Origin of the sequence: Nitrobacter sp., assembly GCF_051535235.1 — a bacterium.
GTDB lineage: Bacteria > Pseudomonadota > Alphaproteobacteria > Rhizobiales > Xanthobacteraceae > Nitrobacter.
The window spans coordinates 74,165-94,398 of sequence record NZ_JBPPLZ010000003.1 but is presented as its reverse complement, the minus strand read 5'-3'; the positions used below and the strand labels follow the sequence as shown (position 1 = coordinate 94,398).

The following is a 20,234-nucleotide window of genomic DNA, read 5'->3' as shown; positions in this document are numbered from 1 at the left end:
GTTATGCACCCTCCTTCTCGGCCGGGGCATCCGCCGGGACCTTGTCATCGCCGGCAGCCTGCGCACCGCCGTTCGCAACCTTGAACTTGCCGGGCTTGGGCGCTTCCTTCGGCAACGGCTTCTTGACCGCGTCACGCACCGCGATCCAGCCGCCCTTGGAGCCCGGAACGGCGCCCTCGACGAGGATCAGCCCGCGCTCCACGTCGGTCGAGACGACGCGCAGATTGAGCGTCGTGATGCGATCGACGCCCATGTGGCCGGGCATCTTCTTGTTCTTGAATGTCTTGCCGGGATCCTGACGTCCGCCGGTCGAACCGATCGAACGATGCGAGACCGACACGCCGTGCGTGGCGCGCAGACCGCCGAAGTTCCACCGCTTCATGCCGCCGGCGAAACCCTTGCCGACCGAGGTGCCGGTGACATCGACGAACTGACCGACCACGAAATGGTCCGCCTGAATTTCAGCGCCGACCGGAATCAGCGAATCCTCGGACACGCGGAATTCCGCGACCTTGCGCTTCGGCTCGACCTTGGCCACCGCGAACTGCCCGCGCTCCGCTTTCGGCAGATAGACCGTCTTGCGCACGCCCGAGCCGAGCTGCAACGCGACGTAGCCGTTCTTCTCACTGGTCCGGTGACCCAACACCTGACAATTGCTCAGCTTCAGCACGGTCACAGGGACATGCTCGCCGGTCTCCGTGAAGACCCGCGTCATCCCGACCTTTTGTGCGATCACTCCGGAGCGCATCGGCGTGCTTCCTGTTCTTTCTGTCCGCTAACGTTCGGACTGTTCCCAAACTTCGTTTCGACTTCCGCGCGCCCTGCCGGAACGGCGGGCTGCCGCGTCGTCAGAGCTTGATCTCGACGTCGACACCCGCGGCCAGATCAAGCTTCATCAAGGCATCGACCGTCTGCGGGGTCGGATCGACGATGTCGAGAAGGCGCTTATGCGTGCGCATCTCGAACTGCTCGCGGCTCTTCTTGTCGACATGCGGCGAACGGTTGACCGTGAACTTCTCGATCCGCGTCGGCAGCGGGATCGGTCCGCGGACCTGCGCGCCGGTGCGTTTCGCGGTGTTCACGATCTCGCGGGTCGACGTATCGAGAATCCGATGGTCGAACGCCTTGAGACGGATGCGAATATTTTGGCCGTTCATCTGCTTATCTCTTTCGACTGTCATCGCCTGCGAATGCGGGTGATCCAGTAAACACTAGCGCCTCAGTTCATACGCGACGTCGCGAAATACTGGGTCCCCCGCTTTCGCGGGGGACGACAGTCAGTGTGTGTTACTCAATGATGCTCGCCACCACGCCCGCACCGACGGTGCGTCCGCCCTCGCGGATGGCGAAGCGCAGCTTCTCTTCCATCGCGATCGGCACGATCAGGTGCACTTCCATCGCGACGTTGTCGCCCGGCATCACCATCTCGGTGCCGGCCGGAAGATGAACCACGCCGGTCACGTCCGTGGTGCGGAAATAAAACTGAGGCCTGTAGTTGGTGAAGAACGGGGTGTGGCGACCGCCCTCCTCCTTGGTCAGGATGTAGGCTTCGGCCTTGAACTTGGTGTGCGGCTTCACCGAGCCCGGCTTGCACAGGACCTGACCGCGCTCCACTTCCTCGCGCTTGGTGCCGCGCAACAGCGCGCCGATGTTGTCGCCCGCCTGACCCTGGTCGAGCAGCTTGCGGAACATCTCGACGCCGGTCACCGTCGTCTTCTGCGTCGGGCGGATGCCGACGATCTCGATTTCCTCACCGACCTTGACCACGCCGCGCTCCACGCGGCCCGTGACCACCGTGCCGCGGCCCGAGATCGAGAACACGTCTTCGACCGGCATCAGGAACGGCTGGTCGATCGGACGCTCCGGCTGCGGAATGTACTCGTCGACGTTCTTCATCAGCTCGAGAATCGCGTCATGGCCGAGCTTCTGGTCCGAATTCTCCAGCGCCGCCAGCGCCGAACCCTTCACGATCGGAATCTTGTCGCCGGGGAATTCGTACTTCGACAACAGTTCGCGAACCTCGAGCTCGACGAGTTCGAGCAGCTCCGGATCGTCAACCATGTCGCACTTGTTCAGAAACACCACGAGCGCCGGAACACCGACCTGGCGCGCCAGAAGGATGTGCTCGCGGGTCTGCGGCATCGGACCGTCCGCCGCCGACACCACCAGGATCGCGCCGTCCATCTGCGCCGCGCCCGTGATCATGTTCTTCACGTAGTCGGCGTGGCCCGGGCAGTCGACGTGGGCATAGTGGCGGTTCGCGGTTTCGTATTCGACGTGCGCGGTCGAGATCGTGATGCCGCGCGCCTTCTCTTCCGGCGCCTTGTCGATCTGATCGTACGCCGTGAACGTCGCCCCGCCCGTCTCCGCGAGAACCTTCGTAATCGCAGCCGTCAAGGACGTCTTGCCATGGTCAACATGACCGATCGTCCCGATGTTGCAATGCGGCTTGTTACGTTCAAACTTCGCTTTGGCCATTTGACTCTCCGTTCAGTCGTTGACTGTCGCCAGCGACAATCAGGCAAACTTCTTCTGGACTTCCGCCGACACGTTCGCCGGCGCTTCAGCATAATGATCGAATTGCATGGTAAAGGTCGCGCGCCCCTGGCTCATCGAGCGCAGGTTGTTGACGTAACCGAACATGTTCATGAGCGGCACCATCGCGTTGATGACGTTGGCGTTGCCGCGCATGTCCTGACCCTGGATCTGGCCGCGCCGCGAATTGAGGTCGCCGATCACAGAACCCGTATAGTCTTCCGGCGTCACCACCTCGACCTTCATGATCGGCTCGAGCAGCACCGACTTGCCCCGCTGCAAAGCCTCGCGGAAGCAGGCGCGGGTCGCGATTTCGAACGCTAGGGCCGAGGAGTCGACATCGTGGAACTTGCCGTCGATGAGCTGCACCTTGACGTCGACCACCGGGAAGCCTGCGACCACGCCCGAGGAAAGCACGCTTTCGATGCCTTTCTCGACGCCGGGAATGTATTCCTTGGGCACCGCGCCACCGACGATCTTCGACTCGAACTCGTAGCCTTTGCCGGGCTCGCTCGGCTCGACAATCAGCGTGACGGCGGCGAACTGGCCGGTGCCGCCGGTCTGCTTCTTGTGGGTGTAGCTGTGCTCGACGCGCTTGGTGACGCGCTCGCGGAACGCCACCTGCGGCGCGCCGATGTTGGCGTCGACCTTGTAGGTGCGCTTGAGGATATCGACCTTGATGTCGAGATGGAGTTCGCCCATGCCCTTGAGGATGGTCTGGCCGGACTCCTGATCGGTGGAGACGCGGAACGAGGGATCCTCCGCCGCGAGCTTCGCCAGCGCGACGCCGAGCTTTTCCTGGTCGGCCTTGGACTTCGGCTCGATCGCGATCTCGATGACCGGATCGGGGAATTCCATCTTTTCAAGAATCACGGGATGGGCCGGATCGCACAGCGTGTCGCCGGTGCGCGCTTCCTTCAGGCCGGCCAGCGCGACGATATCGCCGGCGTAGGCTTCCTTGATGTCTTCGCGGTTGTTCGCATGCATCAGCAGCATGCGGCCGATGCGCTCCTTCTTCTCGCGCGTCGAGTTGATGACGCCGGTGCCGCTCTGGAGAACGCCGGAATAGATGCGGCAGAAGGTGATGGTGCCGACGAACGGGTCGTCCATGATCTTGAACGCCAGGAGAGCCATCGGCTCCTTGTCGTCGGCATGGCGGACGACCTCGTTGCCCCTGTCGTCAATGCCCTTGATGGCGGGCACGTCGAGCGGCGACGGCAGATAGGCGACGACAGCGTCGAGCAGCGGCTGCACGCCCTTGTTCTTGAACGCCGTGCCGCACAGCACGGGATAGAACGCGCCGGTGATGACAGCCTTGCGGATCAGCCCCTTGAGAGTCGCTTCATCCGGCTCGGTGCCGTCGAGATAGGCGGCCATGGCGTCGTCGTCGAGTTCGACGGCGGCTTCCACCAGCTTCTCGCGATATTCTTTCGCCTTGTCGGCGAGATCAGCAGGAATCTCCTCGACATCGTACATCGAACCAAGAGCGTCCTGATTGAAGACCAGCGCCTTCATGCGGACGAGGTCGACCATGCCCTTGAAGTTGTTCTCCGCTCCGATCGGGAGTTGCAGCGCCACCGGGCGCGCGCCGAGACGATCGACGATGTCGGCCATGCACTTGTAGAAGTCGGCGCCGGTCTTATCCATCTTGTTGCAGAAGACGATGCGCGGCACCTTGTACTTGTCGCCCTGGCGCCAGACGGTCTCGGTCTGCGGTTCGACGCCCTGATTGGAGTCGAGCACGCACACCGCGCCGTCGAGTACGCGCAGGGAGCGCTCCACCTCGATGGTGAAGTCGACGTGGCCCGGGGTGTCGATGATGTTCAGCCGCTTGCCGTCCCAGAACGCAGTGGTCGCGGCGGAGGTGATGGTGATGCCACGCTCCTGCTCCTGCGCCATCCAATCCATCGTCGCGGCACCTTCGTGCACTTCGCCGATCTTGTGGCTCTTGCCGGTGTAATAAAGGATACGCTCGGTCGTGGTGGTCTTGCCGGCGTCGATATGCGCCATGATACCGAAATTACGGTAATCCTCGATAGCATGTTGGCGGGGCATGGAGCTGTCCTTGAATTCCTGTTGTCGCCGTTACCAGCGATAGTGCGAGAACGCGCGGTTGGCTTCCGCCATCTTGTGCACGTCTTCGCGCTTCTTGACCGCGCTGCCCCGATTGTTCGACGCGTCGAGCAGCTCGGCCGAGAGCCGCTCCGTCATCGTCTTTTCATTGCGTCCCCGCGCGGCGGTGATCAGCCAGCGGATGCCGAGCGCCTGGCGTCGGGTCGAGCGGACTTCCACCGGCACCTGATAGGTGGCGCCACCGACGCGGCGCGACCGCACTTCGATGGTCGGCATGACGTTCTCGAGCGCCTGCTCGAACACCGTGAGCGGCCCCTGCTTGGTCTTGGCCTCGATCAGGTCGAGCGCGCCATAGACGATGCTTTCGGCGACCGACTTCTTTCCGGCATACATCACCGAGTTCATGAACTTCGTAATGACGATGTTTCCGAACTTCGGATCGGGAAGCACTTCACGCTTTTCGGCAGAATGGCGACGCGACATCGATCTGTCCTGACTTCGTTTTCTCTTTCGTCATGGCCGGGCTCGTCCCGGCCATCCATGTCTGTTGTTCGGCGATCCCCAAGGCTCGCGACGCGCGCCCGGGATGACCCTCGCTTCGCTCAGGTCACTTCGGACGCTTCGCGCCGTACTTCGAACGACGCTGCTTGCGATTCTTGACGCCCTGGGTATCGAGGACGCCGCGGAGGATGTGGTAGCGCACGCCGGGCAAGTCCTTGACGCGGCCGCCGCGGATCATGACCACGGAATGTTCCTGGAGGTTATGCCCCTCGCCCGGAATATAACCGATGACCTCGAAGCCGTTGGTCAGGCGCACCTTGGCGACCTTGCGCAGCGCCGAATTCGGCTTCTTCGGAGTCGTGGTGTAAACACGCGTGCACACGCCGCGCTTCTGCGGCGACTGCTGCAACGCAGGCACCTTCTTGCGCGACTTCTGTGTGACGCGCGGACTTGCGATCAGTTGGTTGATCGTCGGCATCGTTCGCCTTCACCCTTATATTTACGCGAAACCCGAAGCGGTTCCGCAGATTCGTCCGGGGCTGTCGCCCACCCGCTCGCTACGCATGAAACGATTCACGCAAAACGAAATCGCGCCAACCGTTCATCGCTGAACGGGAAGCGCTTCGACGCCACAGAGGACCGCGATCAACGCCAGCCGGAAAGAACCGGCCAGTTTCCACCGAGGTCATGCATCCGAAATCAATCTCGAGAGAACTTGCTCAAGAGAACGACTGTCGTCCTGGCATTGCCTAGCTATCATCGGCAGCGTCTGAGCAGCATTCGTCGAGGTTGGTGCCCGTCTCTATCAACCAAATCAGATAGAAAGGGTGATCCGTTCCGACGTTGGCGTAACTCACCGCCTGCCGTTAAGTGGGCGGGTTTTATCCACCGCGAGTCGTCAAGTCAAGGCTAAACCGCCGTCACAGAAGCACTTCTACCCGTTGATCACCGGCCACTTGGCGCGAATTCCCTTTCGCGGAAAACCGGCGACAGGCCGCGTCGCCGTTCGGCCGGATCCCCTTCTAAACAATGATCGTTCCACGATATTGGCCGCCCTTCTTGGGCCGCCTTCTACCGGGATCGGTCGGGAATCGGACAACGGCGAGAATTGAGATCAGTTTTGAACGGCTGGCCTGATCGGTTTGCCTTGGCGCGGGGTCAGGCGAAGCCACGGTCCGCCAGCCCCCGAATCACATTCAAATGTTGGCCATCCCTTCGACCGCAGTGCCCTATGTGCCGGGCCGCTACTGGTCATGAGCGCCTGAGCCACGGCAGTTGGATACCCAAACCTCCGCTTCGGACGGAAGAATCAGAAGTGACGGCATGGTATTGATTTAACACGTTTTATCGACGCAAACGGTATCGTCATCGGATCGCCCCCGAGGGCGTGATTCGCTCGAAACGCGATAGTCGAACACCACGGTAAATCGCCGACGACGCCGGGAATCGTCGGTCCCCGCGTTCGCGGGGCGACGCCGCGTGCAGCGGGCGACGACGGGCAAGAACCCGGCCGGACTCTGCGTTGCAACGGGTGCGGTAGCCTCGCGGCGAAGACATGGAGACGCACCAAAGCACTGCCCGTCGATCACCTCAAGGGTGACGACGAGCAGTGCCGTGGGTCAGGTAAAGCCGGTTACAGGCGTATCGTATTCAAGCGAGTGCTACCTGCCGCTTGAAACGGTCGACGCCATTCGAAAGGTGCAGCATTCGAAAAAAGCGTCGGCTGTAACGCACAAAACCAAGGAGGAGTAGTCAGTTTCGGTAACTTCACTCGCCCACGCAGCGGGACCAGTTCAATGGCTCCGCAGCAAACGGCTACGTACTTAAAGCCTAGTGACCGTGAGCGTGGCCGTTCTTCGCTTCACGATGGGCCAGCTCGCTCAGCAGCTTCTGAGCCAGAAGGTCCTGACCTTCCTGATCGACCGGAAACGTGTTGGCATTGCCAAGATAGCCGAGCGGAGCGCTCTTGGCGCCCAGCGTTCCCGAACCGGCATGAATTACCTTGCCGTCAGAGGTGTACGAACCGTCGATCTGCTTTCCCAGAGATTCATCGTAAAATGAGACGTGTCTCGGCATCGGTGCGCTCCATTGTTGGATTTATTTGGTGTACCGATGGAAGCAGTGACCGTATAGCCAACTAGTTTACATAGCTGGCTTTTTTTATTTGGTGAAGGAGCCGGGCAGCAGCCTGTCGTATTCGCGCCGGACGGCGCGATAGCACTCGCAGGATGTGCGCTCCAGAAGTCCCCGGTCCAGTATCGTGATGATGCCGCGACTGTATGTGAGAACTTTCATTTGCTGGAATTTCTTGAGCTCGGCGTTCACTGCCACACGGCTGACCACCAGCAACTCGGCAAGGAATTGCTGGGTGAGCCGAAGCTCATCACCGTCGACGCGATCGTGGGACTTCAGCAGCCATCGCGCGCTGCGCTGGAGCAGCGTATGGCTGGCGTTGCATGCGACGGACTGCATCACCTGCGCGAGGAACGCTCGCGAATAGGCGTTGAGCTTGCGCCGAAAGACAGGCAGGCGTGATTGCAGATCCTGAAAGTCGTGAAAGGAAATACGAATGCCGTCACCGGACACCTGAACGACGGCGCGATGCATCGATTGATCGTCGCCCATGATGGCTCCGACGTTGATCACTCCCTCACGCCCTGTCGTCGACGTCTCGGCCGCCTTGTCGGTCTTGAGCGGTGCGATGTTGGAGATGATCGCCGTCTCCGGGAAGTAGACGTAATCGAACGCGCCGCGGGGTTCGTACAGCACGCGGCCCAGCGGCAGCTTGACGGGCTCGCACAATTTCTGAATTTCGATCCATTCCGAGTCCGGTATGCTTGCCAACAAGGCGTTTTTTGGTCTCTGTGCCATGGTCCCCGGTCGCTGGTTCTTTCAGGAGCGTTGAACCGGCGGCCGCAGTTTCGGTCTTTGCAAGACCAAAGGCAAGCTGCGTCGGGTCGCGCTTCGACTCGTCGCGCCTGTTTGCGCCGCTAAATCAACCAATCCGATATTGCCTCGCCTGCTTCGCCAAACATATTCGAACACTTCTAGACATGCATTCAGGATGCGTTGCGTCGGTATATTTATAAAGATATAGCGTTGACCATAAGTCAACTCGGTGCCACCGGGGCGGCGCACGCGGCGGCAAACCCTAGCGATGCGCGGCAAAACTCACCTTCTTGCTCTTGGGCGGGGCCGGCATGGACCAGGCCCGGATCCGGTCGCGAAGCCGGCGGAGAGAGCCGTAGCCTCGCTGACGGGCTGCCTCCAGCGAAAACGCCAGCGATTTCTCCGCTCCGACATCGACGAGCAAATCGGCCATTCTCCGTCGGCCCGCCCAGAACTGGGTCATGAAGCTTCGTTCGTGCGAACAGGAATCGATCGCCACGATCCCGCCCGAGGAAAACAGGTCGTCCGTGATCTTGTCGATCAGCAGCGCGCCGGGCGAGTATTTCGCGTAGTCCCGGCTGAATGCGGTCTTCCAGGTGTAAGCCGTAGCGCCGCAATACATCAGCACCTGCGCGGCGATGGCGCGCCCGTCGACGCGCAACAGCGCCACCGAGGCGTTGCCGCGTTCGGCGAGCGCGGCGACCATCTGCCGGGCGAAGGTCGCGTCCGCGGCATCGCACAGCAAGGCCGTTCCGCGCGCGCCCTTCCAGCCTGCGGCTTCCAGCTTCAGGAACGTCTCGAACGCCTCTGCTGTGTCCGGCGCTCCCGTGTTGACGATATCGACCACGCCGGCGGCGGAGAGCCGGTTCCAGTCCTGCCGCAGCTTCTTCCGGGTCGAGCCGGACCGTTTCACGCCAAGCTCGGGAGTCGCGAAAGGCCGCGTGCTCTCGGACAATCTGAGTTGCGCCCTTCCCTGCTCCGTCAGCGCCTTCACAAGCATGTCGAAGCTTTCGGCCTCGGCATCGAACGACTTCAGATCGATCACCTTTGGCAGCGAGGGGCTGTTGCGGATCGCCGAGAGGAAGGCCGGAACGACGTCGCGAACGAAAGCGGGATCCACGACAGGGTTTGAGAGAAAGGCATAGTTGTAGGGCAATGCCTCAAGCAGGGTTGGCCACAACCGCGAGATCCTGCGAACCTGAAAGGCCCACATGCCGACCAGCTTGCCTGGCTCGCTGCTGTCGTCCCACGCAAGCAGAACCCGGATGCGCGCAAAGCCGGTCTCGTTGGCGACAGTCAGCGCGACCGGATTCATGAATACATTGGGAGAGGCCCGCCGGACGAGATCGTCCCACGGCGCCGCGAGGTCCAGGGTTGGTGAACAAATGTTTACCGAAATCATCAGAGGCCTTGGCCGATCCCCTTGGGATGTCCCCTCTTGGGCGATCCTCGCTCAGGGCAGCATAATGTTGGTCCGGCATTGCTTTTCAGTTAAGTCGGCCCGATCCGCTTCGAGCGCTCGATGTCCTTCAAGGTTTCTTTGCCTTTTGGGGCGCAAGGATAGCACTGCGGAACAAGGGCCTGTGTATGCGCTATACCGACATTGCGATCGTGGGCGGCGGCCTGGCCGGATCGGCCACCGCCGCGATGCTCGGCCGCGCGGGCATCGCCGCGATCATGATCGATCCGCACACCACATATCCGCCCGATCTGCGCTGCGAAAAGATCGGCGGCACGCAGCTTCCGCGATTGCGCAGGACAGGACTGGAGCATGAACTCCTGCGATCGACCACCGTCGATGGCGAGGTCTGGGAAGCGCGGTTCGGTTTCGTGGTGGCGAAGAAGCCAAGCGATCAGCACGGCGCGATGTATGATACGTTCGTCAATGCTACACGCGCTCTGATCCCGCCCGGCGTTGAGATCCTTTACACCAAGGTCGTCGAGGTCGCGACCGGCGACGAACGCCAGCGCGTGGTGCTGGCGGATGGCGAGGAAATTTCCGCGCGGCTGATCGTGCTCGCGAACGGTCTCAGCATCAGCTTGCGCCACATGCTCGGCCTGCAGCGTCGCGTCATCAGCGAGTGTCATTCCGTGACGCTGGGCTTCGACGTTGCGCCGGCCGGCCAGCCGACATTGCCCTTCCCGGCCCTGACCTACTGGCCGAAGCGAACGGCTGACCGCATGGCCTATCTGACGCTGTTTCCGATCGGGGCTGTGATGCGGGCGAACTTGATGGTCTATCGACCCATGGACGATATCTGGTTTCGCGCGTTTCGTGAAAACCCCGAAGCGACGATGAGCGCAATGATGCCCGGCTTCGACCGCATGACCGGCGGCTTCAGGGTCGGCGGCCCGATCAAGATCCGGCCCGCGGATCTGTACGTCACGGAAAATCATCGGCAGGCCGGAGTCGTTCTCGTCGGCGACGCTTTCGCGACGTCGTGCCCGGCCGCGGGCACCGGCACCGACAAGGTGTTCACCGACGTCGAACGGCTTTGCAACGTCCATATCCCGACATGGCTTGCCACCGAAGGCATGGGTCGCGCCAAGATCGAGAGGTTCTACGACGATCCGGTGAAGGTGGAATGCGACGCATGGTCGGCCGCGAAGGCCTGGCACCTTCGCTCGCTGTCGATCGACGATGGCCTGACCTGGCGCGCACGGCGCTGGGCGCGCTTCATAGGGCGGCTGGCTCAGGGCGTGATGCGACGGACGCACAGGCCAAGCACGCCGACACCAGCACCTCAGACGCGCCCTGAATCGCCCGAAGGCAAAGCCGCCTAGAGTCTGTTTCAACTGCGCTGGATCAGACCCGTCGCTTATCTTTTTGTTTGAGCATGATCTTTTCCGAAAACCGGCGTCCACTTTTCGGGATCATGCTCCAGCGCGACTGGCTCGCCTACGTCTAGGCGATGAACCTGACGCCCAGCGTCGTTCCGCTGCGCCAGACTGCCTGGCATCGACGCCCGGTTCTTGCATCGGGCGAGAACGTCAGTTGGAAACCGGCCGATGCCGCGCTGGTGTCGTTGACGTCGATCTTGGCACCCGTCACCGACAGATCGATGACAGTACATGGCCGCCTGGCGAAGCCGCCGTCGAGAATGATCCATGCGGATTGCCGGACCGACTTGCGGCTCTGCCGCTTCTTCTCTGCATCGATCATGCGTGCGGTTCCCGCGCTTCCGCGCGATCCTCCTTTATATCCGCGCCTGGCGCGACTGGAGCGGATGGCAGGAATCGAACCTGCATCTTCAGTCTGGAAAACCGTTGCTCGGCCATCGAGCTGCATCCGCACAACGGGATATATCATCCCGCAAGCGCGAAACGAACAACGCCGCGATGAAACAGGCAAATTGGCTAAACTTGATATTAATTTTTCCTCACTTCGATCGCATAATTTCATAGGCAGAAACGCCTACTCGTCATCGTTATCGCCGTGATCATGCCCGTGACGCTGGTCGTCCCAGAGCTTGCGGTAGAGCCCGTGCCCCTTCATCAGTTCCGAGTGTGAGCCTCGCTCGACTGCCCGGCCGCCATTGATGACGATGATCTCGTCCATATCGACAACCGAGGTCAGGCGATGGGTCGAAAAGATCATGGTGCGTCCCTTGGACACCCTTAGAAGCGTGCGATTGATCGCAGCTTCGGTGGTCTGGTCGAGCGCGGACGTCGCCTCGTCGAGCAACAGGATCGATGGATCGCGCACGATCGCGCGCGCAATCGCGATGCGCTGACGCTGGCCGCCCGACAGCGTATCGCCGCGCTCGCCGACGACAGTGTCGTAGCGTCGGGGCAGGCTCATGATGAAGCGATGAATCTCGGCCTTTTTCGCCGCAGCCTCGACCTCCGCGTCGCTGGCGTCTTCCTTGCCGAGACGGATGTTTTCGCGGATCGACATGTTGAACAGCATGTTCTCCTGGAACACGATCGCCATGCTCGATCGCAGCGACTCGCGCGTCACCTTCCGGATATCGACGCCGTCGATGGTGACGCGGCCTTCGTCCGGCACATAGAGGCGCAGGATCAGATTGAGCAGCGTGCTCTTGCCGGAGCCGCTCGGTCCGACGATCGCGATACGCTTTCCGACATCCAGCCTGAGACTGAGGTTGTCGAGAACCGGTGTCTCGGCGCTTTCGTATCGGAACGTCACGCGATCGAAGGTGATGTCATGGGTGATGCGCGGCAGGTCCGGTGCGCCGGGGCGGTCGACGCCGCGCGTCGGTTCGTCGAGCATCTCCTGCATGTGACGCACGGCAGCCGCGGCCTGAACCGAGACCGGCACATAGGACATCAGATGGGCGATATTGTACGAGATTTCCCAGAACGCGCTTTCGAACGTCACGAACGTTCCGATCGTGATCTGCCCGCTGGTCGCGAGATAGGCGCCGATGCCGAGAACGACGAGATGCAGCAGCAGCACGGCGATCGTGACCGACCGCTCGACCATGCTCGACAGGAAGGTGGAGGATGCGATCTTCTTTCTGGTCTCCTCATTGCGGACGGTGAACCAGCCGCGGGCGCGACGCTGCAGACTGAAGGCCTTGACCAGGGCCTGCGCGGCGATGTTTTCCTGAACCACGCCGAGGATCGCCGACTCGTTGACCTTCTGCTCGTAGTTGGCCTGCACCGCCTTCGGCGTCAGGATACGCGGACCGATCAGCGTGATCGGAAAGATCAGCAACGCGACCACCGCCAGCGGCCAGCTCAGGAACAGCATCAGAACGATGCCCGCCACCAGCTCCATCGCCGGAAGCAGCGCCGTGTTGGCGAGCGCCTTCGTCGCGCCTTCGAATGCCGAAAGATCGACGGAGAAGCGCGACAGGATTTCCCCGCGCCGGATGCGCGCGAAAAATGCCGACGGCAGATCCTGCACGTGATTGAACAGCCGCTGCCGTACCTCCGAGACGATCGACGACGACAGCCATGCGTCCCATCGTTCATACCAGATCGAAATCAGCGAGGTGACGATGCCGGCGACCGCGAGCACCGACAGGATGCGCATCAGAACGACGAAATCCTCTTCGCCGAGCGCGTCGTCGATCAGGAATTTGAGGCTGAGCGGCATGATGACGTTGAACAGCGTCTCGATCAGCAGGCCGAAGCCGACGAACGCCAACGCCTTCCGGTAGTTCCGGAGCGAGGGCCGGATGAACGCGTAGATCGTCGCCAGCGCACCGGCGGCCTCGCGCGCCGTATAGACAACGAGATCCTCGTCATCGTCGAGGTCGAGTTCGTCGTCCTCGCTTTCGTCGCCGTCGTCTTCGTCATCCTCGACAGAGGCATGAGGCGCCGCAACAGGTTTGCCCGGCGGCGAGACCGGCGCCGGCCCGGCCGCGGCATGCGGGTTGGCCGGCGGAACCCGTGCCGCATCATCGGGAGCGGGCGGAGCGTCGAGCGGCGGCACCTTGGGCACGATCGGGTTTTACCGTTGCGGACGGCCGTTTCGACCGCCGTATGAAAATGAAGGTCATTTGACCGATCCGAGACACTCCACGAACAAAGCCAGCGCAGGTTCGGGGGTCGTCCGATGAGGACTTAAGCGTCCTCGACCTTGTCGAACAGGCAGTAACGCAGGCTTTCGGAATCCGCGTACCACTGATCCGGTCCCTTGCCGGCGGCAAGGGCCGCGGCCCACAACTCGTCGGTGCGGTCCTCGCGGTTCATGGCGAGATCGAACCCGTTGTTGAAAAAGATCTCCGACCATTCCCACCAGGTACCGAGCTTCTTCACGCCACGCAGCAGATCATAACGGTCGATCAGCGTCGGCTTCATGTCGGAGGTGACGGAGCCGAAAATCAGGCCGGTCCTGACGACGCGATTGAGTTCGCGAACCGCCCGCAACGTCCGGGATTCCGGAACATGGCACAGGCTCGTTTCGTAGACGAAATCGAACTGTCCTTCCTCGAACGGCATGTCGACGATCGAACCGAGCCGGTTGAACTTCTGCAACGCCGCAGGCGTCATCGCATGAATGGCGCGGTTGTTCTCGATGCCCCAGGCATCGATGCCGCGGGCGCGCAACGCGCCAACAAGTTCACCGCTCGCCGATCCCGCCACCAGCAGCTTGCAGTCCGTCGTCCTGTTCCAGGCGATCCGGATCAAATCGATCAGGAAGTCCGGATCGCTGAACTGCTGCCAGACCTCGCGATAAGGGCCAAGGCCGCGATAGTTCTCGAAGTAATCGCGGTTGATCCGGTCGAAGGCGCTGGCGCCTTTCCCGCCGCGGGCGCGGCGGAGTTTCATCATCTCGCTGACCACGATGTCGGTCGCCGCATCCGATGAATCCAGCAGGCCGTTGAGCGTCGAATCGAAGAGATAGTCGCCGACCAGAACCAGTCCGGGATGCTCTTTCGGCTCGGGCCGATGGTTGGTCATCACGTCCCGCGCGGGAAGGCCGCCGGGAATCGCGTTGACCGAAGACATCCAGCGATGGATCTTGCCTTCGAGGAAATGCGCGCGCGCGTTGCCGAGCGAGGCCGGCAGCGACTTCAGCGCCGTCTCAACCAACTCCTTGTCGCTGAGGTTCGCGAACGCCAGCGCATCGGAGCCGGCGATCAGCCAGTTCAGCACGCCGTGACGGCCGACATTATGTCGCGCGCCTTCGTTGTAAACGCAGCAGCCGCCGAAGGCTTCGGACATGAACCACGCGCCGGAAATCTTCTCGCCCCAGAACGGTTCGTCGAACAGCACCGACACGCGCAGGTAATGCGCCGGCCGATCGAAGTAGGCGACGTGCTTGACCATCGACTTGCGCAACTGCTCGCCGTCCCATCCCACCGTCGCGAGCCAGCTATGGGGCAGACACATGATGACCAGATCGAAGTCGCGGGTCTCCGGTCCCTTGCCGTTCATCATGTTGAGCTGATAACGGCCGGCCTGCGTCTTGCCGACCTTGAGGACGCGGTGATTGAACTGGATGTCCGCATCGACCTCCGACCTCAGGCAATCGATCAACTGCTCGTTGCCGTTCTGGATCGAATACAGGCCGATATAGCCGTCCACATCCATCACGAAGTTCTTGAGCGCATTCAGTCCGTTGGTGTTATGGCTCTCGGTGGCGAGATCGGAGCGCGCCATCACCTTGAAGAAGCGCCTGGCGACGGGGTCGGCGACCTCCTTGTCGAGCAATTCCTCCGCCGTCATGAACGCCCAGGGATGCTCGTTGTCGCGCGCGCCTTCATAATACGCAATCGGCGACATCATCTCGGCGCAGCGCTTGCGGAAGGCCTCGATGGCATCGGCGGTTCGCGCGCCATATTTGCGGCGCATGCCGGAAACGTCGTCGAGCAACTCGCCGTCGAGTTGCACCTGCCCGGCATCCATCGGAATCGTCTGCAATCCGAAATGCTGGATCAGTTCGCGCAACGGGTCCGGCCCGGTCATCGAGTAGTCATAGATCTCCGCGACGCCCGCCTCGTACATCGCCGGCGCGGTCTCGAACTTGCGGGTCAGCAGCTTGCCGCCGAGGCGGTCGGAAGCCTCGAAGATGGTGACGCGACACAGTTCTCCGAGCTTTTTCCTGAGGTGCCAGGCACTCATCAGCCCGCCAGGGCCGCCACCAACAATCGCAAGATCAAGCATATTCTTCTTTCGACATCCGCGCCTGGCGCTTTCGCAGCCCGGACCCGGCCTTTCTCTGGCTACCGCGGCCAGCGACGTTCAGCCCATGGGAGGAAACGTCGGCTTCCCGTCCCTCATTTGTTACCTGCCGCCCTATTCGATTCTTGAGTCTGGTGGCCAACTTAGAAAAAGCCCTTTCCACATGAAGGGAAGATGAACAAACCGAGCCTCGCCGAAAAAAGCACGCCGGACACCGCGCAACGCAAAAAAGGCCGGACAGCACCGGCCTTTTTCGCGTGAGATCAGGCGATTCCTACTCCGCTGGCGGGAGCGCCAGCGGTTCGGCCTCCGGGGCGGACGGCACGATCGCAGCCTGCTTCTCGCGTTCGTCGAGAATCAGCTTGTCGCGCTTGACCGCGACTTCGCGGATCTTGGCCATCGAGGCGCCGGTGCCCGCCGGGATCAGCCGGCCGACGATGACGTTTTCCTTGAGGCCCTCGAGCGGGTCCACCTTGCCGTTGACGGCGGCCTCGGTGAGCACGCGCGTGGTCTCCTGGAACGACGCCGCCGAGAAGAACGAGCGGGTCTGCAAGCTGGCCTTGGTGATGCCGAGAAGGACCGGCGTTCCCGTCGCGACCTTCTTGCCTTCTTCCCTGGCCTTGGCGTTGATCCTGTCGAACTCGATCTTGTCGATCTGCTCGCCCGAGATCATGTCGGTCTCGCCCTGATCGGTAATCTCGACCTTCTGCAGCATCTGACGGACAATCACCTCGATGTGCTTGTCGTTGATGAGCACGCCCTGCAGCCGGTAGACCTCCTGGATTTCGTTGACCAGATAGGCGGCGAGTTCCTCGATGCCCTTGATCGCCAGGATGTCGTGCGGCGCCGGATTGCCCTCGACGATAAAGTCTCCCTTCTCGACGATGTCGCCATCCTGCAGATGGATGTGCTTGCCCTTCGGAATGAGGTACTCGCGAGCCTCCTCTTCCTTGTCGACCGGCTCGATGGAGATGCGGCGCTTGTTCTTGTAGTCGCGGCCGAAGCGGATGGTGCCGGCGATTTCCGCGATGATGGCCGCGTCCTTCGGCCTGCGGGCCTCGAACAGTTCGGCCACCCGCGGCAGACCGCCGGTGATGTCGCGGGTCTTGGCGCTCTCGGTCGAGATACGCGCAAGAATGTCGCCCGGCTTCACCTTGGCGCCGACGTCGACCGACAGAATGGCGTCGACCGACAGCATGTAGCGGGCGTCGCCGCCGCGTGCGAGCTTCAGCACCTTGCCGTCCTTGCCCTTGATCACGATGGCCGGGCGCAGATCGGCCCCGCCGCGCGTGCCGCGCCAGTCGATGACAATGCGCTTGGCGATGCCGGTGGATTCGTCGAGCGTTTCGGAGATCGACTGACCTTCGATCAGGTCCTCGAATCCGATGGTGCCCTCCACCTCGGTCAGAACCGGCCGGGTGTACGGATCCCACTCGGCGATGCGCTGGCCGCGCTTGACCTGATCGCCCTCGTCGACATGCATGCGCGCGCCGTACTGGATGCGGTGCGTCGCACGCTCGCTGCCGTCCGCGTCGACCACGGCGACAACCATGTTGCGCACCATGGCAACCAGTTGACCTTCGCCGTTTCTCGCGATCGCCCTGTTCCTGATCGCGATCTTGCCGTCGAAATTCGACTCGATCACCGACTGCTCATTGATCTGCGCCGCGCCGCCAATGTGGAACGTGCGCATCGTGAGCTGCGTGCCGGGCTCGCCGATCGACTGCGCCGCGATGACGCCGACCGCCTCGCCGTGATTGACCGGCGTGCCGCGGGCCAGATCGCGGCCGTAGCACTTGCCGCAGATGCCGTTGACCAGTTCGCAGGTCAGTGCCGAGCGGATCTTGACCTCCTGGATGCCGGCCTTCGAGATCTGGTCGACATGGCTTTCCTCCATCAAGGTGTTGCGCTTGACCAGTACCTTGTTGCTCGCAGGATCGCGAATGTCCTCGCACGCCGTGCGGCCCAGGATACGCGATCCCAGCGACGCCACGACCGTGCCGGCGTCGACGATGGCGCGCATCTTGATGCCGAGCTTGGTGCCGCAGTCGTCCTGCGTGATGATGCAGTCCTGCGCGACGTCGACCAGACGGCGGGTCAGGTAGCCCGAATTCGCGGTCTTCAACGCGGTGTCCGCGAGGCCCTTGCGGGCGCCGTGGGTCGAGTTGAAGTATTCGAGAACCGACAGCCCTTCCTTGAAGTTGGAGATGATCGGCGTCTCGATGATCTCGCCCGAGGGCTTGGCCATCAGGCCGCGCATGCCGGCGAGCTGCCGCATCTGGGCCGGCGAACCGCGCGCGCCCGAATGCGCCATCATGTAGATCGAGTTGACCTGCGCCTCGACGCCCTTGGAGCTTTTCTTGACCGCCGAGATTTCCTTCATCATCTCCTTGGCGATTTCTTCCGTCGCCTTGGACCAGGCGTCGACGACCTTGTTGTACTTCTCGCCATGGGTGATCAGGCCGTCGTTGTACTGCTGCTCGAAATCCTTCGCCAGCGTGCGCGTGGTATCGACGATCTTCCACTTGCCATGCGGAACGACCATGTCGTCCTTGCCGAACGAGATGCCGGCCTTGAACGCGTTGTAGAAGCCGAGTGCCATGATCCGGTCGCAGAAGATCACCGTCTCCTTCTGACCGCAGTGGCGATAGACCTGATCGATCACGCCGGAGATTTCCCGCTTCGTCATCAGCTTGTTGATGACGTCGAACGAGATCTTCGGCGACTTCGGCAGCACCTGGCCGAGCATGACGCGGCCGGCGGTGGTTTCGATCAGCCGCTTGGTGGATTCGCCATCCTCGCCGATCACATCCCAGCGATACTTGATCCTGGTGTGCAGGTGGATGACCTTGGAGTACAGCGCGTGCTCCAGCTCGGCCATGTCGCCGAACACCTTGCCCTCGCCGGGCAGACCCTCGCGCATGATCGAGAGATAGTAGAGACCGAGCACGATATCCTGGCTGGGCACGATGATCGGCTGGCCGTTTGCCGGATGCAGGATGTTGTTGGTCGACATCATCAGCACGCGCGCCTCGAGTTGCGCCTCGAGCGACAGCGGAACGTGCACGGCCATCTGGTCGCCATCGAAGTCGGCGTTGAAGGCGGCGCAGACCAGCGGGTGAAGCTGGATCGCCTTGCCCTCGATCAGCACCGGCTCGAACGCCTGAATGCCGAGACGATGCAAGGTCGGCGCGCGGTTCAGCAGCACCGGATGCTCGCGGATGACCTCATCGAGAATGTCCCAGACCTCGGGACGCTCCTTCTCGACCAGCTTCTTCGCCTGCTTCACCGTGGTGGACAGACCCTTGGCGTCGAGCCGCGAATAGATGAACGGCTTGAACAACTCGAGCGCCATCTTCTTGGGCAGGCCGCACTGGTGCAGCTTGAGCTCGGGACCGACGACGATGACCGAACGGCCGGAATAATCGACGCGCTTGCCGAGCAGGTTCTGCCGGAAGCGCCCCTGCTTGCCCTTCAACATGTCGGCGAGCGACTTCAGCGGCCGCTTGTTGGCGCCGGTGATGACGCGGCCGCGGCGGCCGTTGTCGAACAGCGCATCGACCGCTTCCTGAAGCATGCGCTTCTCATTGCGGATGATGATGTCCGGCGCGCGCAGTTCCATCAGCCGCTTCAGGCGGTTGTTGCGGTTGATGACGCGGCGATACAGATCGTTGAGGTCGGAGGTGGCGAAACGACCGCCGTCGAGCGGCACCAGCGGACGCAGGTCCGGGGGGATCACCGGCACCACGGTGAGGATCATCCACTCCGGCTTGTTGCCGGAGAAGCGGAAGGCCTCGACGATCTTCAACCGCTTGGCGAGCTTCTTGTGCCGGATATCGGACTCCGTCGCCTGCATTTCGGCGCGCAGTTCCGCTTCGAGCTTTTCGAGATCAAGTCCCTTCAGCAACTCGCGGATCGCTTCCGCGCCGATCATGGCGGTGAAGCTGTCCTGGCCGTACTCGTCCTGCGCGCGGAGGTATTCCTCTTCCGACAGCAACTGCCGGTCCTTGAGCGCGGTGAGGCCCGGCTCGAGAACGACGTAATATTCGAAATAGAGGATACGCTCGAGGTCCTTCAGCGTCATGTCGAGCAGAAGGCCGATGCGCGAGGGCAGCGATTTCAAAAACCAGATGTGGGCAACCGGCGCGGCCAGTTCGATGTGGCCCATGCGCTCGCGCCGCACGCGCGACAGCGTCACCTCCACCGAGCACTTCTCGCAGATGATGCCCTTGTACTTCATGCGCTTGTACTTGCCGCACAGGCATTCGTAGTCCTTGATCGGCCCGAAGATGCGGGCGCAGAACAGGCCGTCGCGCTCCGGCTTGAAGGTGCGGTAGTTGATGGTCTCCGGCTTCTTGATCTCGCCGTAGGACCACGACAGAATTTTCTCCGGCGACGCGATCGAAATCCGGATCTGGTCGAAGACCTGAGCCGGCGTCGTCGGATTGAAAAGATTCATGATCTCTTGGTTCATGGTGTTCTCCTCGACACCGTTGGAGCGAACTCCGCGGGTCGGTTAAACTTGGGCCTGTTCCCTCTCCCGCTTGCCGGGGGAGGGTTAAGGGAGGGGGCCGATTGGCCAGAGCCCCCACCCGCCAAACATTCGTCCGGCGACCTCCCCCGCAAGCGGGAGAGGT

General features: G+C 62.0%; 14 protein-coding genes and 1 tRNA gene. 1 reads left to right on the top strand and 14 read right to left on the bottom strand.

Annotated features, from left to right (window positions below):
- Position 1: 1 nt before the first annotated feature.
- From rplC to ACS3WA_RS05040, 9 genes are all read right to left on the bottom strand, one after another.
- The gene (gene rplC, locus ACS3WA_RS05080) at positions 2–748 is read right to left on the bottom strand and encodes a 50S ribosomal protein L3 (RefSeq protein WP_438277474.1); all 747 of its coding nucleotides are present in this window, start codon (positions 746–748) and stop codon (positions 2–4) included.
- 100 nt (positions 749–848) lie between these two features.
- Positions 849–1,157, bottom strand: a complete 309-nt coding sequence (gene rpsJ, locus ACS3WA_RS05075) for a 30S ribosomal protein S10 (protein ID WP_002712302.1) — start codon at positions 1,155–1,157, stop codon at positions 849–851.
- A 130-nt stretch (positions 1,158–1,287) separates the two neighbouring features.
- Positions 1,288–2,478, bottom strand: a complete 1,191-nt coding sequence (gene tuf / locus ACS3WA_RS05070) for an elongation factor Tu (RefSeq protein ID WP_438277473.1) — start codon at positions 2,476–2,478, stop codon at positions 1,288–1,290.
- Between the two features lie 39 nt (positions 2,479–2,517).
- The gene (gene fusA, locus ACS3WA_RS05065; protein WP_438277472.1) at positions 2,518–4,590 is read right to left on the bottom strand and encodes an elongation factor G; all 2,073 of its coding nucleotides are present in this window, start codon (positions 4,588–4,590) and stop codon (positions 2,518–2,520) included.
- A 30-nt stretch (positions 4,591–4,620) separates the two neighbouring features.
- Positions 4,621–5,091 carry a 30S ribosomal protein S7 gene (gene rpsG / locus ACS3WA_RS05060; protein WP_412772998.1) on the bottom strand — a complete coding sequence of 157 codons (471 nt, stop codon included), beginning with the start codon at positions 5,089–5,091 and terminating at the stop codon, positions 4,621–4,623.
- Between the two features lie 124 nt (positions 5,092–5,215).
- Positions 5,216–5,587, bottom strand: coding sequence for a 30S ribosomal protein S12 (gene rpsL / locus ACS3WA_RS05055; protein WP_412772999.1), 372 nt, complete (start codon positions 5,585–5,587; stop codon positions 5,216–5,218).
- 1,352 nt (positions 5,588–6,939) lie between these two features.
- On the bottom strand, positions 6,940–7,185 hold the full coding sequence (locus ACS3WA_RS05050; RefSeq protein ID WP_292613733.1) for a hypothetical protein: 246 nt from the start codon (positions 7,183–7,185) through the stop codon (positions 6,940–6,942).
- 84 nt (positions 7,186–7,269) lie between these two features.
- The gene (locus ACS3WA_RS05045; protein WP_438277471.1) at positions 7,270–7,953 is read right to left on the bottom strand and encodes a Crp/Fnr family transcriptional regulator; all 684 of its coding nucleotides are present in this window, start codon (positions 7,951–7,953) and stop codon (positions 7,270–7,272) included.
- A gap of 307 nt (positions 7,954–8,260) precedes the next feature.
- On the bottom strand, positions 8,261–9,400 hold the full coding sequence (locus tag ACS3WA_RS05040; protein WP_438277470.1) for a GNAT family N-acetyltransferase: 1,140 nt from the start codon (positions 9,398–9,400) through the stop codon (positions 8,261–8,263).
- Positions 9,401–9,585: 185 nt separating this feature from the next.
- On the opposite strand from ACS3WA_RS05040, the gene ACS3WA_RS05035 reads away from it, so the two are divergent.
- A complete protein-coding gene (locus tag ACS3WA_RS05035; RefSeq protein WP_438277469.1) occupies positions 9,586–10,782 on the top strand; it encodes an FAD-dependent monooxygenase in 1,197 nt (398 codons plus the stop codon).
- Positions 10,783–10,903: 121 nt separating this feature from the next.
- Here ACS3WA_RS05035 and ACS3WA_RS05030 read toward each other — a convergent pair whose 3' ends face one another.
- The 5 genes from ACS3WA_RS05030 to rpoC form a co-directional block, all read right to left on the bottom strand.
- Positions 10,904–11,161, bottom strand: a complete 258-nt coding sequence (locus ACS3WA_RS05030) for a PilZ domain-containing protein (protein ID WP_438277468.1) — start codon at positions 11,159–11,161, stop codon at positions 10,904–10,906.
- Between the two features lie 56 nt (positions 11,162–11,217).
- Positions 11,218–11,291: transfer RNA gene (locus ACS3WA_RS05025), tRNA-Gly, on the bottom strand.
- 122 nt (positions 11,292–11,413) lie between these two features.
- Positions 11,414–13,411, bottom strand: coding sequence for an ABC transporter ATP-binding protein (locus tag ACS3WA_RS05020; protein WP_438277467.1), 1,998 nt, complete (start codon positions 13,409–13,411; stop codon positions 11,414–11,416).
- A 122-nt stretch (positions 13,412–13,533) separates the two neighbouring features.
- Positions 13,534–15,579, bottom strand: coding sequence for an FAD-dependent oxidoreductase (locus tag ACS3WA_RS05015; RefSeq protein WP_438277466.1), 2,046 nt, complete (start codon positions 15,577–15,579; stop codon positions 13,534–13,536).
- 292 nt (positions 15,580–15,871) lie between these two features.
- Entirely contained in the window at positions 15,872–20,071 is a 4,200-nt protein-coding gene (gene rpoC / locus ACS3WA_RS05010; protein WP_438277465.1) for a DNA-directed RNA polymerase subunit beta', read from the bottom strand.
- Positions 20,072–20,234 lie beyond the last annotated feature (163 nt).